A 15,200-nucleotide genomic window follows, 5' to 3' on the forward strand; every position below is an offset into this window, starting at 1 on the left:
ACGCCCACGCGAAGGCGGAGGGCTATGCGGACATGGGGCGCTGGACCCGGATCGACTGGAGCAGGCCCACCGCGATCCACACCGCGAACATCGACGTTCCGCCGTACGACACGAAGGGCAGTGGCAGGCCGGTGACGGGCATGATGCCGAGGGTCATGCCGACGTTCTCGAAGGACTGGAAGGCGAACCAGGCGACGACTCCGGCGGCGACGATCGTGCCGTAGAGCTCGGTGGAGTCGCGGGCGATGCGGCAGGCGCGCCACAGCACCACGCCCAGGAGGAGGAGGATCAGGCCCGCGCCGACGAAGCCCAGTTCCTCGCCCGCGACCGTGAAGACGAAGTCCGTCTGCTGTTCGGGGACGAACTGGCCCGTGGTCTGGGAGCCGTGGAACAGGCCCGCGCCGGTGAGGCCGCCGGAGCCGATCGCGATGCGGGCCTGGTTGGTGTTGTAGCCGACGCCGGCCGGGTCGAGGCTCGGGTTGGCGAAGGCGGCGAAGCGGGCGATCTGGTACTCGTCCAGGATGTGCAGCTGCCAGACGGCCACCGCGCCGATCGCGCCCGCGCCGAGCAGGCCGAAGATCCAGCGGTTGGAGGCGCCGGAGGCCAGCAGCACGCCGAGCACGATGATGACCATGACCATGACCGACCCGAGGTCGGGCATCAGCATGACGATCATCATCGGGACGGAGGCCAGGCCCAGGGCCTGGAGGACCGTGCGGTGGTCGGGGTAGGGCTTGTCGCCCGCGTCGACCCTGGCGGCCAGCACCATCGCCATGCCGAGGATGATCGTGATCTTCACGAACTCGGAGGGCTGGAGCGAGAAGCCGCCGCCGAGGACGATCCAGGAGTGCGCGCCGTTGACCGTGGAGCCGAGCGGGGTGAGCACCAGCAGGATGCCGAACACCGAGGCGCCGTAGAGGAACGGGACGACGACGCGCAGGGTGCGGTGGCCGACCCAGATCACGCCGATCATCAGGGCGATGCCGATGCCGGTGTTCATCAGGTGCCGGATCAGGAAGTAGTACTCGTCGCCCTGGTTGATCTCGGTGCGGTTGCGGGTCGCCGAGAAGACCAGCACCGAGCCGATCAGGGACAGGCCGATCGCCGAGAGCAGTATCGGCCAGTCCAGGCGGCGGGCCAGCGAGTCGCGGGCGAAGACCCGCGTCCAGCCGGCCCGCTCGGGGCCGTATCCGGAGACGGAGAAGCTGTTGCCGGTCATGTGAGCATCCTCCGGCTTCCCCTTCTGCGCGGGCGCCTGCGGGTGTTGCTGTTGGTGGTCGGTGAGGGCGAGGTGGCGGGCGGCTGGGTGTCGTCCGCGGCCGTGACCCCTCCCTGGGTCGCCTGCTCCTGCTGCTTCTCCAGCTCCTTGGCCGGGTCGGCGGTGATCTTCGGGGAGGCGATCGTGCCGTCGGCGCGGACCTTCGGGAGGCTGGTCTGCGGGCTGGGCAGCAGCCCCTTCTTCTTGTCGATGGAGCCGTCGGCCTGGACGCCGTACATCGCGTTGTAGATGTTGCGCACGGCCTCACCGGAGGCGCCCGAACCGGTACCGGCCTGGGCGATCGTCATGACCACCGTGTAGTCCTTGGTGTAGGTCGCGAACCACGAGGTGGTCTGCTTGCCGTAGACCTCGGCCGTACCCGTCTTGGCGTGCAGCTCGATCTTGTCCTGCGGCCAGCCCTGGAACTTCCAGGCGGCGGTACCGCTGGTGACCACGCCCGCGAGGGCCTTGTCGATGCCCTTGTGCGTGGCCGCGCTGATCGGCAGCTTGGCCTTTACCTTGGGCTTGATCTCCGTGACCGTCTTGCCGTCGGCGCTGACGATCGCCTTGCCGATGGTCGGGACGTACTCGGTGCCGCCGTTGGCGAGGGCGCCGTAGATCATGGCCTCCTGGATCGGGGTGACGAGGGTGTCGCCCTGGCCGATGGAGTAGTTGATCGAGTCGCCCTCACGCATCTTGTTGCCTTCGAGGCAGTTCTCGTAGGCGATCTTCTGGACGTAGGTGCCGTCCTTCTTGCCGGTCTTGCACCAGTAGGCCTTGTTGGCCTCGTAGGTCTCCTGCTTCCACTTGCGGTCCGGGACGCGGCCGGTGACCTCGTTCGGGAGGTCGACGCCGGTCGTCTTGCCGAGGCCGAACTGGTGGGCCGCCTTGTAGAAGTAGTCCTTGGGCTGGCCCTTCTTCGGGTTGATGCCGCCGTCCTTCTTCCACTGGGCGTCGGCGAGACCGTAGAAGACGGTGTCGCAGGAGACCTCAAGGGCGCGGCCCAGGGAGATGGGGCCGAAGTTCTCGCCCTCGAAGTTCTTGAAGACCTGGCCGCCCACCGAGTACGAGCTCGTGCAGGGGTAGCCGCCGTCCCAGGTGTAGCCGGCCTCGACCGCGGCGGCCGTGGAGACCACCTTGAACGTCGAACCGGGCGCCGACTGACCCTGTATGGCCCTGTTGAGCAGCGGGTAGTCGGAGTTCTTGCCGGTGAGCTGCTTGTAGTCCTTGGCGGAGATGCCGCCGACCCAGACGTTCGGGTCGTACGTCGGCGCTGACGCCATGGCGACGATCCGGCCGGTCTTGGCCTCCATCACGACGACGGCCCCGGAGTCGGCCTTGTAGTTCTCGCCGGTGATCTTGTCGAACTGCTGGCGGGCACCCTTCATCGCCTTGTCCAGCTGGTACTCGGCGACCCGCTGCACGCGGGCGTCGATGCTGGTGACGAGGTTCGAACCGGGCTGCGGGGCATCGGACTTGGCCTTGCCGATCACGCGGCCGAGGTTGTCGACCTCGTAGCGGGTGACGCCGGCCTTGCCGCGCAACTCCTTGTCGTACTGGCGCTCCAGGCCCGAGCGGCCGACCTGGTCGGAGCGCAGATACGGCGAGTCGGTGTCCTTGGCCTGGGTGATCTCGTCGTCGGTGACCGGCGAGAGGTAGCCGAGGACCTGGGCCGCGTTGGCGTCACCGGGGGCCGCGTAGCGCCGTACGGCCTCGGGCTCGGCGGTGATGCCGGGGAAGTCCTCGGAGCGCTCCCGGATCTGCAGGGCCTGCTTGGCGGTGGCCTCGTCGGTGATCGGGATCGGCTGGTACGGCGAGCCGTTCCAGCACGGCTGCGGGGTCTTGGCGTCGCACAGCCGGACCTTCTGGATGACGTCCTCGGGCTTCAGACCCAGCACGCCGGCCAGTTTGGTGAGGACGGCCTTGCCGTCGTCGGCCTGCTTCAGCAGGTCGGTGCGGGAGGCGGAGACCACGAGCCGGGTCTCGTTGTCCGCGAGGGGCACACCGCGCGCGTCCAGTATCGAGCCGCGCACCGCGGGATCGACGACCTGCTGCACATGGTTGCCGGACGCTTCCTTCTGGTATGCGGAGCCCTCCCGGATCTGCAAATACCAGAGGCGCCCGCCGAGGGTGCCGAGGAGGGAGAGGACGAGGATCTGGATGACGACGAGCCTGATCTGGACCCGTGGAGTCCGTCCGGTCTCCGGGATGTTGGTCATTGGTGCTGCCTCCCCCTCTCGATGTGTGTACGAGTCATATACGACCTACCTGTGTGGCCGTACGCCGACTCCCGTGCCGCCAACTCCCGCGCCCTCAAAGCCGCTTGACCCCCTTGATGCGCCCGGCCCGGGCCACCCGCGCGCGAGCCGTCTTCAGCTTCAGGCCGCCGCGCTGGCCGCCGATCTTGAGACCGGTGCCGGAGGCGAGCCAACCCGAGGAGATGTCGGCCGACTTGGCGGCGTTGGTCTCGGCGAGGGGGTCGTTGTCGGCGCGGCGGGCCAGTGCCATGACGCCGGGGACGACGAACGGGGCGAGCAGCAGGTCGTACAGGGCGGCCGTGAACAGCAGGCTGGGCAGGCCGACATGGCGGGCGGCGGTGTCGCCGACGAGGGCGCCGACTCCGGCGTAGAGGAGGGTGGAGCCGATCGCGGCGGCGACCACGACGGCCATCGGGCCGGTCGCCGACTTGAGGCGGCCGTTCTCCGGTTTCGCCAGGCCCGCGAGGTAGCCGATGACGCAGAGCACGAGGGCGTAGCGGCCGGCCGCGTGGTCGGCGGGCGGGGCGAGGTCGGCGAGGAGGCCGGCACCGAAGCCGATGAGGGCGCCGGTGACATGGCCGTAGACCATGGCGAGGCCCAAAACCGTGAGGAGGAGCAGGTCGGGGACCGCGCCCGGGAGGTGGAGGCGGGCGAGGACGCTCACCTGGATCACCATGGCGACGACGACCAGCGGCACGGAGAGCAGGATCCGGTTGACACGCATGGGGATTCGCTCCTACTACTGGCCGGCGGCCGGCGCGCTTGCGGACGGGGTGACCGTGACGGTCACCGTCGGGATCGGGGTCGGCTTGGGCTTCGCCGGCAGGACCGTGTCGCGCGGGTCCTTCTTCGGGGCCTCCACGACCACGCCGACGATGTCGAGCTTGGTGAAGTTGACGTACGGCGTGACGTAGAGCGTGCGGGTCAGGCCGCCGCCGGAGGGGTCGACGCGGGAGACGACACCGACCGGGACACCGGGCACGAACGGCTTGTCGGACTGCGAGCCGAAGGTGACCAGCCGGTCGCCCTTCTGCACCTCCGCCTTGCCGTTGAGCAGTTCGACGCGCAGCGGGCCGTCGCCCTCGCCGGAGGCGAAGCCGAGTTCGTCGCTGCCCTCCATGCGGGTGCCGACGGTGAAGTCTGGGTCGTTGGCGAGGAGGACGGTGGAGGCGTCCGGGCCGACGGTCGTCACCCGGCCCACGAGCCCGTCGCCGTTGAGGACGGTCATGTCGCGCTTGATGCCGTCGTTGGCGCCGACGTCGATGGTGATCGTCCAGGAGAAGCTCTGCGCGGCTCCTATGGCGATGACCTGGGCGCCCTTGATGCCGTACTGGCCCTCGCCGGCCACCTTCATCATCTTGTCCAGCTGGTTGAGGCGGCTGCGGTTGCGGTCGTCGCTGCCGAGCTTCGCCTTGAGGGCCGCGTTCTCCTTCTCCAGGAGCGCGAGCCGGTCGTGCCGCTCACCGGAGTCGCGGACCGCTGAGATCGCGTCGCCGACCGGGTTCACGGCGGACGACACGCCGTTCTCGATCGGGCCGAACACGGTGGCCGCGGCCCGGCGGGCACCCTCGACCGGCGAGTCCTGCCCTCCCCGGATGTCCACCGTGATCAACGCGAACGCGACGGCGATCAGCAGCACCAGGAGCAGCCGGCTCTCTCGTGTGTCCCTCACGTGCGGCGGCCGTGCCTTCCTCATAGAAATGTGCAGAGGTTCGGGTATGCAGGTGTGTACGAGGGCCCGTCGGATGTGAACGAAGGCCTATGACGGAGCCTATGCCTCCGTATCAACGATCCGCCGCACGAGAAGGGATCATCCCGTACGGCGGAATCGAAGTGTTACGTCATCTGCGCGGCTGGGCGTCCAGAACCTGCTGGAGCGCCTCGAACTCCTCGACGCACTTGCCGGAGCCGAGCGCCACGCTGTCCAGCGGGTCCTCCGCGATGTGGATCGGCATACCGGTCTCCCGGCGCAGCCGCTCGTCGAGACCCTTCAGCAGGGCTCCACCGCCGGTCAGAACGATTCCGCGGTCCATGATGTCCCCGGACAGCTCCGGCGGGCACTTGTCGAGGGTCGTCTTCACCGCGTCGACGATCGCGTTGACGGGTTCTTCGATCGCCTTGCGGACTTCGCCGGCGGAGATGACGACGGTCTTGGGCAGGCCGGAGACCAGGTCCCGGCCGCGGATTTCGGTGTGCTGGTCGTCGTCGAGGTCGTACGCGGAACCGATCGTGATCTTGATCTGCTCAGCCGTCCGCTCACCGAGGAGGAGCGAGTACTCCTTCTTAATGTGCTGGATGATCGCGTTGTCCAACTCGTCGCCCGCGACGCGGATGGACTGGGCGGTGACGATGCCGCCGAGCGAGATGACCGCGACCTCCGTGGTGCCGCCGCCGATGTCCACCACCATGTTGCCCGTGGCCTCGTGGACCGGCAGGCCGGAACCGATGGCCGCGGCCATGGGCTCCTCGATGATGTGCACCTGGCGGGCGCCGGCCTGGGACGACGCCTCGATGACGGCACGGCGCTCGACGCCCGTGATGCCCGAGGGCACACAGACGACGACACGGGGGCGGGCCAGATAGCGCCGCTTGTGGATCTTCAGGATGAAGTAGCGGAGCATGCGCTCGGTGATCTCGAAGTCGGCGATGACACCGTCCTTCAGCGGACGTACGGCAACGATGTTGCCGGGCGTGCGCCCGATCATCTTCTTGGCTTCGGAGCCGACCGCGAGAATGCCACCGGTGTTGGTGTTGATCGCGACGACGGACGGCTCGTTGAGTACGATCCCGCGACCCCTGACGTACACCAGCGTGTTGGCGGTCCCGAGGTCGACAGCCATGTCACGGCCGATGAACGACATTGAGTTCCCCATCAGGATTCGTCTGGCCTTCCTGGGAGCTTTTGAGGGCTTTTCAGGTCGGCGAAGTGGGTGCTGTGACGTGAAGGCTTCCATCGTAGACGCGCCATCACGAACACTGCGCGAGGGTCTTCGCCATTGTCAGCATGTGAGGCGCTGCCTCGCTTGTGGAGACGGCCCAACGGGGGCACTCGTTCCCCCGATCGGCACGCATATGCCAAGAGACGGCCGGAAAAACGCGGCCGCCCCTGGTCAGGCATGTGGGTTACTGATGGAGATTCAGGAACGCCCGGGGAAGAAGATCTTCACCTCGCGCTCGGCGGACTCCGCCGAGTCCGAGGCGTGGATCAGGTTCTCCCGCACGATCACACCGAAGTCCCCGCGGATCGAGCCCGGCGCGGCGGCGATCGGGTCGGTCGGACCGGCCAGCGCGCGCACCCCCTCGACGACCCGCTCGCCCTCGACGATCAGCGCGACGACCGGGCCGGAGGCCATGAACTCCACCAGCGGCTCGTAGAAGGGCTTGCCCTTGTGCTCGCCGTAGTGCTGCTCCAGGGTGTCCTGGTCCAGGGTGCGCAGCTCCAGCGCGGTGATCTGCCAGCCGGCCTTGCGCTCGATACGGCTGATGATCTCGCCGGTCAGGCCACGACGAACGGCGTCGGGCTTGAGCAGGACGAGGGTGCGCTGGGTCACGACGGGGCTCCTTCTGATCATGATGGTGCGGGTCGGCTCATGGCCGTGTCACGGTCGTCTCACGACAGGGCCGAGGCTACAGGGCGTGTCCATGCGGCCATTACGCAGCGTCAGGTGTAGTGGAGTCACGCCGGGCCGGGGGTGGCGGAGTCGGCCTGCGCGGCCTGTGCCGCTTGTGCCGCGAACCGCGCCTTCGCCTCGTCGATCTTCCGGCCGTAGTGCACCGACGCCCACCACAGGGCCGCGAAGATCGCCCCCAGGAAGAACATCGACGGCACCACGAGGCCCGCCGCGATCAGCGCGATCTGCAGCGCCCAGCCGAGCGCGATGCCGGCCGGCCGGGTCACCACACCGCACAGCGCGACCGACAGGAACATCGCGATCCCGCACACCGTCCACACCGTGGACGTGGTCAGATCCGGATCCTTCATGGCGACCAGACCGGCGAAACCGATCACGAAGAACTCGCCGAGCAGCGTCGAAGAACAGAGCGTACGCACGGAAACTCAGCCCCTCCCGAGGAGCAGTCGGGCCTCACCGACGGTGATGACCGAACCGGTGACCAGCACACCGCCGCCCGCGAACTCGCCGTCCTCCTCGGCCAGCGTGATCGCCGCCTCCAGCGCGTCCGGCAACCGCGGCTCGACCTGCACGCGCTCGTCGCCGAACACCTCGACGGCGATCGCGGCCAGCTCGTCCGCGTCCATCGCGCGATGGCTGGAGTTCTGGGTGACGACGACCTCGGCGAACATCGGCTCGAAGGCTTCGAGGAGCCCGCGCACGTTCTTGTCGCCGCTGGCCCCGACCACTCCGATCAGCCGACTGAAGTCGAACGCCTCGGCGACGGCCTCGGCGGTCGCACGGGCGCCCGCGGGGTTGTGCGCTGCGTCGAGCACAACGGTCGGCGACCGTCGCACCACCTCCAGCCGCCCCGGCGAGGTCACGGACGCGAAGGCCTTGCGGACCGTGTCGATCGCGAGCGGATCGGGCCGCTGGGCCCCGACACCGAAGAACGCCTCCACGGCGGCCAGGGCGACGGCCGCGTTGTGCGCCTGGTACGGCCCGTGCAGGGGGAGGTAGATCTCCTCGTACTCGCCGCCGAGGCCGCGCAGGTTGATGAGCTGTCCGCCGACGGCGACGTTGCGGGACACGACCCCGAATTCGAGACCCTCCCGGGCCACGGTCGCGTCCACCTCGACGGCCTTCTTCAGCAGTACCTGCGCCGCGTCCACCGGCTGCTGCGCCAGGATCACGGTCGCGTCCTGCTTGACGATGCCGGCCTTCTCGGTAGCGATCTCACCGGTCGTCCCGCCGAGGCGGTCGGTGTGGTCGAGATCGATCGGGGTGACCACGGCCACGTCCGCGTCGATGACGTTGGTGGCGTCCCAGGTGCCGCCCATCCCGACCTCCACGACGGCCACATCGACGGGGGCGTCCGCGAACGCGGCGTACGCCATCCCCGTCAGCACCTCGAAGAACGACAGCCGGAACTCCTGCTGGGCGTCGACCATCTCGATGTACGGCTTGATGTCGTGGTACGTCTCGATGAACCGCTCGGCGGAGATCGGGGCGCCGTCGAGGCTGATGCGCTCGGTGATCGACTGGACGTGCGGGGAGGTGTAGCGGCCGGTGCGGAGTTCGAAGGCGCCGAGGAGGGCCTCGATCATGCGGGCCGTGGACGTCTTGCCGTTCGTCCCCGTGATGTGGATCGAGGGGTACGAGCGCTGCGGGTCCCCCAGGACGTCCATCAGCGCGGCGATACGGCTGACCGACGGCTCCAGCTTCGTCTCGCCCCAGCGGGTGGCCAGCTCCGCCTCGACCTCGCGCAGAGCCTTGTCCACCTCGGGGTCCTCGGGGCGACCGGGTACGTCGGCCTGCGGCCCGCCGGTGCCCTGGGTGCGGAGGGTTCGGCTGCCGGCCTCGATGACCGCGAGGTCGGGGTCGCGGTCTGTCTCGGCCTCGATGATCTCGTCGAACGGGTCGCTGTCAGTCACAGGGCCAGTTTAGGGGTGCGCCCAAGGATGGGGGTGGCTGGTCCCGTTTGGCGGGCGCGGGGAACGTTGTGGCTGGTCGCGCCCACGCGGCGGAGCCGCATATCGACACGGCCCCGCGCCCCTTCAGGGCGCTTACGCCTGAGGCAGGCTCTCCAGCTGGGCCTTGATGCGCTCGATGTCCTCGTCGGCCTTCGTGAGGCGGCCGCGGATCTTGTCGACCACGTTGTCCGGGGCCTTGGCCAGGAACGCCTCGTTGCCGAGCTTGGCCGTCGCCTGGGCCTTCTCCTTCTCGGCGGCGGCGAGGTCCTTCGCGAGGCGCTTGCGCTCCGCCGCGACGTCGATCGTGCCGGAGAGGTCGAGGGCGACCGTGGCGCCGCCGACCGGGAGGGTGGCCGTCGCCGCGAAGGCGTCGCCCTCCGGCTGGAGACGGAGGAGCTGGCGGATGGCGGCCTCGTGCGGGGCGAGGGCCGTGCCGGTCAGGGTGAGGCGGGCCGGGACGCGCTGGCCGGGCTGGAGGCCCTGGTCGGCGCGGAAGCGGCGGACCTCGGTGATGACCTGCTGGAGGGTCTCGATCTCGCGCTCGGCGGCCTCGTCGCGGAAGCCACTGTCCTTCGGCCAGTCGGCGATGACCACCGACTCGCCGCCCGTGAGGGTCGTCCAGAGCGTCTCCGTGACGAACGGGACGATCGGGTGCAGCAACTTCAGGGTGACGTCGAGGACTTCACCGAGAACGCGGCCGGAGACCTTCGCGGGCTCGCCGCCCGCCATGAACGTGGTCTTCGACAACTCGACGTACCAGTCGAAGACTTCGTCCCACGCGAAGTGGTAGAGCGCGTCGGAGAGCTTGGCGAACTGGAAGTCGTCGTAGAGCGCGTCGACCTGGGAGACCGTCTTGTTGAGACGGGAGAGGATCCAGCGGTCCGTCGCCGACAGCCGCTCGGCGGGCGGGAGTTCGCCCTCGATCGTCGCGCCGTTCATCAGCGCGAAGCGCGTCGCGTTCCAGATCTTGTTGGCGAAGTTCCGGGACGCCTGGACCCAGTCCTCGCCGATCGGCACGTCCGTACCGGGGTTGGCGCCACGGGCCAGGGTGAAGCGGACGGCGTCGGAGCCGTAGGCGTTCATCCAGTCCAGCGGATCGACCGCCGTGCCGGAGGACTTGGACATCTTCTTGCCGAACTGGTCGCGGACCAGACCCGTCAACGCGATGGTCTTGAACGGGACTTCGCCGTCCATCGCGTACAGGCCGAACATCATCATCCGGGCGACCCAGAAGAAGATGATGTCGTGGCCGGTGAGCAGGACGTCGGTCGGATAGAACTTCTTGAGATCCGGGGTCTGTTCGGGCCAGCCGAGGGTCGAGAAGGGCCACAGGCCGGAGGAGAACCAGGTGTCCAGGACGTCGGAGTCCTGGGTCCAGCCCTCACCGGTGGGCGGCTCGTCGTCGGGTCCGACGCAGACGACCTCGCCGTCCGGGCCGTACCAGACGGGAATGCGGTGGCCCCACCACAACTGCCGTGAGATGCACCAGTCGTGGAGGTTGTCGACCCAGTCGAAGTACCGCTTCTCCATCTCCTGGGGGTGGATCTTGACGCGGCCGTCACGGACCGCGTCGCCGGCCGCCTTCGCGAGCGGGGCGACCTTGACCCACCACTGCATGGACAGCCGCGGCTCGATGGTCGTCTTGCAGCGCGAGCAGTGCCCGACGGAGTGGACGTAGGGCCGCTTCTCGGCGACGATCCGGCCGTCGGCGCGCAGTGCGGCGACGATCGCGGAACGGGCCTCGAAACGGTCCAGGCCCTCGAAGGGACCGTGGACGGTGATGACACCGCGCTCGTCCATGACGGTCAGCGACTCCAGGTCGTGGCGCTGGCCGATGGCGAAGTCGTTCGGGTCATGGGCGGGCGTGACCTTGACGGCACCGGTGCCGAACTCCGGGTCGACGTGCGTGTCCGCGACGACCGGGATCGTGCGGTCGGTGAGCGGCAGCTTGATGTGCCGGCCGACGAGGTGCTTGTAGCGCTCGTCGTCGGGGTGGACGGCGACGGCGGTGTCGCCGAGCATCGTCTCGGCACGGGTCGTGGCGACGACGATGGTGTCGTCCCCCTCGCCGTACTTCATGGAGACGAGCTCGCCGTCGTCGTCCTGGTACTCGACCTCGATGTCCGAGATCGCGGTGAGACAGCGCGGGCACCAGTTGATGATGCGCTCGGCGCGGTAGATCAGCTCGTCGTCGTAGAGCCGCTTGAAGATGGTCTGGACGGCCTGGGAGAGGCCCTCGTCCATGGTGAAGCGCTCGCGGGTCCAGTCGACGCCGTCGCCGAGGCGGCGCATCTGGCCGAGGATCTTGCCGCCGTACTCGTCCTTCCACTGCCAGACGCGCTCGACGAACGCCTCACGGCCGAGGTCGTGCCGGGACTTGCCCTCCTTGCCGAGCTCGCGCTCGACGACGTTCTGGGTGGCGATCCCCGCGTGGTCCATGCCCGGCAGCCACAGCGACTCGAAGCCCTGCATGCGCTTACGACGGGTCAGCGCGTCCATCAGCGTGTGCTGGAAGGCATGCCCGAGGTGCAGCGAGCCGGTGACGTTCGGCGGCGGGATGACGATCGTGTACGGCGGCTTCTCGCTCTTCGCGTCCGCCTCGAAGTAACCCCGCTCCACCCAGCGCTCGTACAGCGGCCCCTCTACATCGGCCGGCGCGTACTGGGTCGGCAGTTCGGAGTCGGGCGCTGATGGCTGCTGCTGAGCGTTCTCGGTCACGGGGCCAGTTTAGGGGTGTCGCGGGGGTGTCCCGAAACGCGTTTGTTCTGTAACGGTGCGGCCCCCGATGCCATGTGGTTCCTGTGACTGAGCCAGGATGTCGGGAACGCATAAGCATCTGGAGGGGAACCCAGAATGAGCTACAACCAGCCGGGCCCGTACGACGGGCAGCCGCAGCAGCCCGGACCGTACGGTCAGCCGGGTCCCTACGGCCCGCCTCCGCAGCAGGCGCCGCAGGGCGCCCCTCAGCCCGGCTACGGCTACCCCCAGCAACCGCCCGCCCAGCCCGGTTACGGCTATCCGCAGCAGCCCCCGCAGGGCGTTCCGCCGCAGCCGAACCCCTACGGGCAGCAGCAGTACGGTCAGCAACCGCCTTACGGGCAGCCGCCGTACGGCGTTCCGCAGCCCCCGGCGCCCGGTGGCGGGAAGAAGAAGACGGGGCTGGTCATCGGCGCGGTGGCGGTCGTGGCCGCCGTCGCGGTCGGCGCGTACTTCGTGATCGGCGGCGGGAGCGGCGGCAGCGGCGGTGTGGCCGACGACGGCGCGCACAAGCTGACCGCGCCGGCGACGGTCATCAACGGGACGTACAAGAAGTCGGACAGCGACGCCGGCTCCGCGAACTCGATGACCGACGACGACAAGGCCGACTTCCAGAAGTGGGGCGTGAAGAACCCCGTGGAGGTCAGCGCCGGTTACGAGAACGGCTCGGGTCTGGCGCAGAAGACCCTGTCCTTCGACGGCGTGTACGGCACGATCGCCGACCCGGAGGCCGTCGTGGACGCGATGTTCGCGAAGGTCAAGACGGAGTCGGAGAAGGACCAGAGCAGCGACAAGACCAGCGGCAAGCTGGTCGGCAGCCCGGAGAAGGTCACTCCGGCGGGCTTCTCCAACGGCATCATGAAGTGCCAGGTCGCCGAGATCGCCAACAACGACACGTCGAGCACCGCCGCCGGTGCCGCGAAGACCATCAAGCTGCCGATGTGCATCTGGGGCGACCACAGCACGGTCGCCGTCGTCAGCGCGTTCGGGATCGCCGAACTCGCCGCAGGGAACGGCGGAACCGTCGAGAGCACGGCGGCCCTGGCCGCGAAGCTCCGCAACGACGTCCGGGTCAAGGCCTGATGGCGTAGACCCGGCTCAAGAGGCTCCAACTACGAGGGGCCCCGGTCAGTTGGACTGACCGGGGCCCCCTCGGCAATGAAAGGACTTGTCGCTACGCCGTCTTCTGCTCGCCCGGGCCCCGGCCGCGCGCGTCGCGCGGGATCAGCGTCGGGTTGACGTTCGAGAGGACGACGTCCGCCGTGATGACGACGCGGGCCACGTCCTTGCGGGACGGGACCTCGTACATGACGCCCTGGAGGACTTCCTCCATGATGGCGCGCAGGCCGCGCGCGCCGGTCTGGCGGAGGATGGCCTGGTCGGCGATGGCTTCGAGGGCCTCGCGCTCGAAGTCCAGCTCCACACCGTCGAGTTCGAAGAGGCGCTGGTACTGCTTCACCAGCGCGTTGCGCGGCTCGATGAGGATCTGGAGCAGGGCCTCGCGGTCCAGGTTGTGGACCGAGGTGATGACGGGCAGACGCCCGATGAACTCGGGGATCATGCCGAACTTGACCAGGTCCTCGGGCATGACGTCCTCGAACTGGTCCTTGGACTGCAGCTCCCGCTTGGAGCGGATCGTCGCCCCGAAGCCGATGCCCTTGGCGCCCGCCCTGGACTCGATGAGCTTCTCCAGGCCCGCGAAGGCGCCGCCCACGATGAACAGGACGTTCGTCGTGTCGATCTGGATGAACTCCTGGTGCGGGTGTTTACGGCCACCCTGCGGCGGGACCGAGGCCGTCGTCCCCTCCAGGATCTTCAACAGGGCCTGCTGGACGCCCTCGCCGGACACGTCACGGGTGATCGACGGGTTCTCGCTCTTGCGGGCCACCTTGTCGATCTCGTCGATGTAGATGATCCCGGTCTCGGCCTTCTTGACGTCGTAGTCCGCCGCCTGGATCAGCTTCAGCAGGATGTTCTCGACGTCCTCGCCGACGTAGCCCGCCTCCGTGAGCGCGGTCGCGTCGGCGATCGCGAACGGCACGTTCAGCATGCGGGCCAGGGTCTGTGCGAGGAGGGTCTTGCCCGAGCCCGTGGGGCCGAGCAGCAGGATGTTGGACTTCGCCAACTCGATGGCGTCCTCGCGGCTCTGGCCGCCGCCGTTCTCACCGGCCTGGACGCGCTTGTAGTGGTTGTACACCGCGACCGAGAGTGCCTTCTTCGCCGACTCCTGGCCGACGACGTACCCCTCAAGGAACTCGTAGATCTCGCGGGGCTTGGGGAGTTCCTCCCAGCGCACCTCGCTCGTCTCCGCGAGTTCTTCCTCGATGATCTCGTTGCAGAGGTCGATGCACTCGTCGCAGATGTACACACCGGGCCCTGCGATGAGCTTCTTGACCTGCTTCTGGCTCTTGCCGCAGAACGAGCACTTGAGCAGATCGCCGCCGTCACCGATGCGTGCCACGGTGTGCTTCCCCTTCGCCTGGGAGTCGCCTGGGTACAGCGGCTCCTGGTGCTGCCTTATGTCCGACGGTACCTTGCCGGGCCCCCCGTTCGGGCCCCCCTTGGCACGGTTCACTTCCACGTGGACCGTGCCGAGGGGTGGTGGACGATACAGGGTCCGCGTCAGCGGACGTCGGCGTTGTTCATCTTCCGGGTGGAGATGATCTGGTCGATCAGGCCGTACGCCAGGGCGTCCTCGGCCGTGAGGATCTTGTCGCGCTCGATGTCCTCGCGGATCTTCTCCAGCGGGGTGGTCGAGTGCTTGGCCAGCATGTCCTCCAGCTGGGCACGCATGCGGAGGATCTCGTTGGCCGCGATCTCCAGGTCGGAGACCTGGCCCCGGCCCGTCTCGCTGTAGGGCTGGTGGATCAGCACGCGCGCGTTCGGCAGCGCCATGCGCTTGCCCGGCGTACCGGCGGCCAGCAGGACGGCGGCGGCGGACGCGGCCTGGCCCATGCAGACCGTCTGGACGTCGGGCTTCACGAACTGCATCGTGTCGTAGATCGCAGTCAGCGCCGTGAAGGAGCCGCCCGGGCTGTTGATGTAGATCGAGATGTCACGGTCGGGGTCCATCGACTCCAGGCACAGCAGCTGCGCCATCACGTCGTTGGCGGACGCGTCGTCGATCTGGACACCGAGGAAGATCACGCGCTCCTCGAAGAGCTTCGCGTACGGGTCGTACTCACGGACGCCCTGCGAGGTGCGCTCCACGAAGCGCGGGATCACGTAACGGGACTCGGCGGCGGGAGCCGTGTATTCGGCGCGTGCGAGGTCGTTCAGGCCGTTGCCGGGGAAGTTGTTCACTGTCTCTCTCCTGGGGGCTGTGGCGGTCGGCTGGTGGCTG

General features: G+C 68.4%; 12 protein-coding genes. 1 reads left to right on the plus strand and 11 read right to left on the minus strand.

All coding sequences use genetic code 11. From position 1 onward, the window contains the following. Positions 1-22 precede the first annotated feature (22 nt). From rodA to ACWDEW_RS06280, 9 genes are all read right to left on the minus strand, one after another. Positions 23-1,219: a rod shape-determining protein RodA gene (gene rodA, locus ACWDEW_RS06240; protein ID WP_450510089.1), complete on the minus strand. Its 1,197-nt coding sequence runs from the start codon at positions 1,217-1,219 to the stop codon at positions 23-25. Further along, positions 1,216-3,477, minus strand: coding sequence for a penicillin-binding protein 2 (mrdA, locus tag ACWDEW_RS06245; protein ID WP_450510091.1), 2,262 nt, complete (start codon positions 3,475-3,477; stop codon positions 1,216-1,218). Before mrdA ends, rodA begins: the two co-directional genes overlap by 4 nt. Positions 3,478-3,571: 94 nt before the next feature. After that, complete coding sequence (gene mreD, locus ACWDEW_RS06250) at positions 3,572-4,240, minus strand: rod shape-determining protein MreD (protein WP_450510093.1); 669 nt, start codon at positions 4,238-4,240, stop codon at positions 3,572-3,574. A 15-nt stretch (positions 4,241-4,255) separates the two neighbouring features. After that, positions 4,256-5,188: a rod shape-determining protein MreC gene (gene mreC / locus ACWDEW_RS06255; protein WP_450510095.1), complete on the minus strand. Its 933-nt coding sequence runs from the start codon at positions 5,186-5,188 to the stop codon at positions 4,256-4,258. A 169-nt stretch (positions 5,189-5,357) separates the two neighbouring features. Beyond that, positions 5,358-6,377, minus strand: a complete 1,020-nt coding sequence (locus ACWDEW_RS06260) for a rod shape-determining protein (protein ID WP_019065566.1) — start codon at positions 6,375-6,377, stop codon at positions 5,358-5,360. Between the two features lie 276 nt (positions 6,378-6,653). Further along, positions 6,654-7,067: a nucleoside-diphosphate kinase gene (gene ndk, locus ACWDEW_RS06265; RefSeq protein WP_450510097.1), complete on the minus strand. Its 414-nt coding sequence runs from the start codon at positions 7,065-7,067 to the stop codon at positions 6,654-6,656. A 125-nt stretch (positions 7,068-7,192) separates the two neighbouring features. Beyond that, on the minus strand, positions 7,193-7,567 hold the full coding sequence (locus tag ACWDEW_RS06270) for a DUF4233 domain-containing protein (RefSeq protein WP_450510099.1): 375 nt from the start codon (positions 7,565-7,567) through the stop codon (positions 7,193-7,195). Between the two features lie 6 nt (positions 7,568-7,573). Beyond that, positions 7,574-9,061 (minus strand): bifunctional tetrahydrofolate synthase/dihydrofolate synthase, encoded by a 1,488-nt coding sequence (gene folC / locus ACWDEW_RS06275; protein WP_450510101.1) that lies wholly within the window; start codon positions 9,059-9,061, stop codon positions 7,574-7,576. 132 nt (positions 9,062-9,193) lie between these two features. Then, positions 9,194-11,818, minus strand: a complete 2,625-nt coding sequence (locus ACWDEW_RS06280) for a valine--tRNA ligase (protein WP_450510103.1) — start codon at positions 11,816-11,818, stop codon at positions 9,194-9,196. 135 nt (positions 11,819-11,953) lie between these two features. Between ACWDEW_RS06280 and ACWDEW_RS06285 the strand changes: the two genes are divergently transcribed. Beyond that, entirely contained in the window at positions 11,954-12,940 is a 987-nt protein-coding gene (locus tag ACWDEW_RS06285; protein WP_450510105.1) for a hypothetical protein, read from the plus strand. A 91-nt stretch (positions 12,941-13,031) separates the two neighbouring features. Here ACWDEW_RS06285 and clpX read toward each other — a convergent pair whose 3' ends face one another. Further along, on the minus strand, positions 13,032-14,318 hold the full coding sequence (gene clpX, locus ACWDEW_RS06290) for an ATP-dependent Clp protease ATP-binding subunit ClpX (protein ID WP_019065572.1): 1,287 nt from the start codon (positions 14,316-14,318) through the stop codon (positions 13,032-13,034). 161 nt (positions 14,319-14,479) lie between these two features. Then, entirely contained in the window at positions 14,480-15,160 is a 681-nt protein-coding gene (locus ACWDEW_RS06295) for an ATP-dependent Clp protease proteolytic subunit (protein WP_450510107.1), read from the minus strand. Positions 15,161-15,200 lie beyond the last annotated feature (40 nt).

This window comes from Streptomyces sp. NPDC001100, from assembly GCF_053598575.1.

What these genes read in the sequence shown, in the direction of transcription:
- mreD (WP_450510093.1), bottom strand. Translation starts at nt 4,240, where the DNA reads ATGCGTGTCAACCGGATCCTGCTCTCCGTGCCGCTGGTCGTCGTCGCC.
- mrdA (WP_450510091.1), bottom strand. Translation starts at nt 3,477, where the DNA reads ATGACCAACATCCCGGAGACCGGACGGACTCCACGGGTCCAGATCAGG.
- ACWDEW_RS06260 (WP_019065566.1), bottom strand. Translation starts at nt 6,377, where the DNA reads ATGTCGTTCATCGGCCGTGACATGGCTGTCGACCTCGGGACCGCCAAC.
- ACWDEW_RS06285 (WP_450510105.1), top strand. Translation starts at nt 11,954, where the DNA reads ATGAGCTACAACCAGCCGGGCCCGTACGACGGGCAGCCGCAGCAGCCC.
- rodA (WP_450510089.1), bottom strand. Translation starts at nt 1,219, where the DNA reads ATGACCGGCAACAGCTTCTCCGTCTCCGGATACGGCCCCGAGCGGGCC.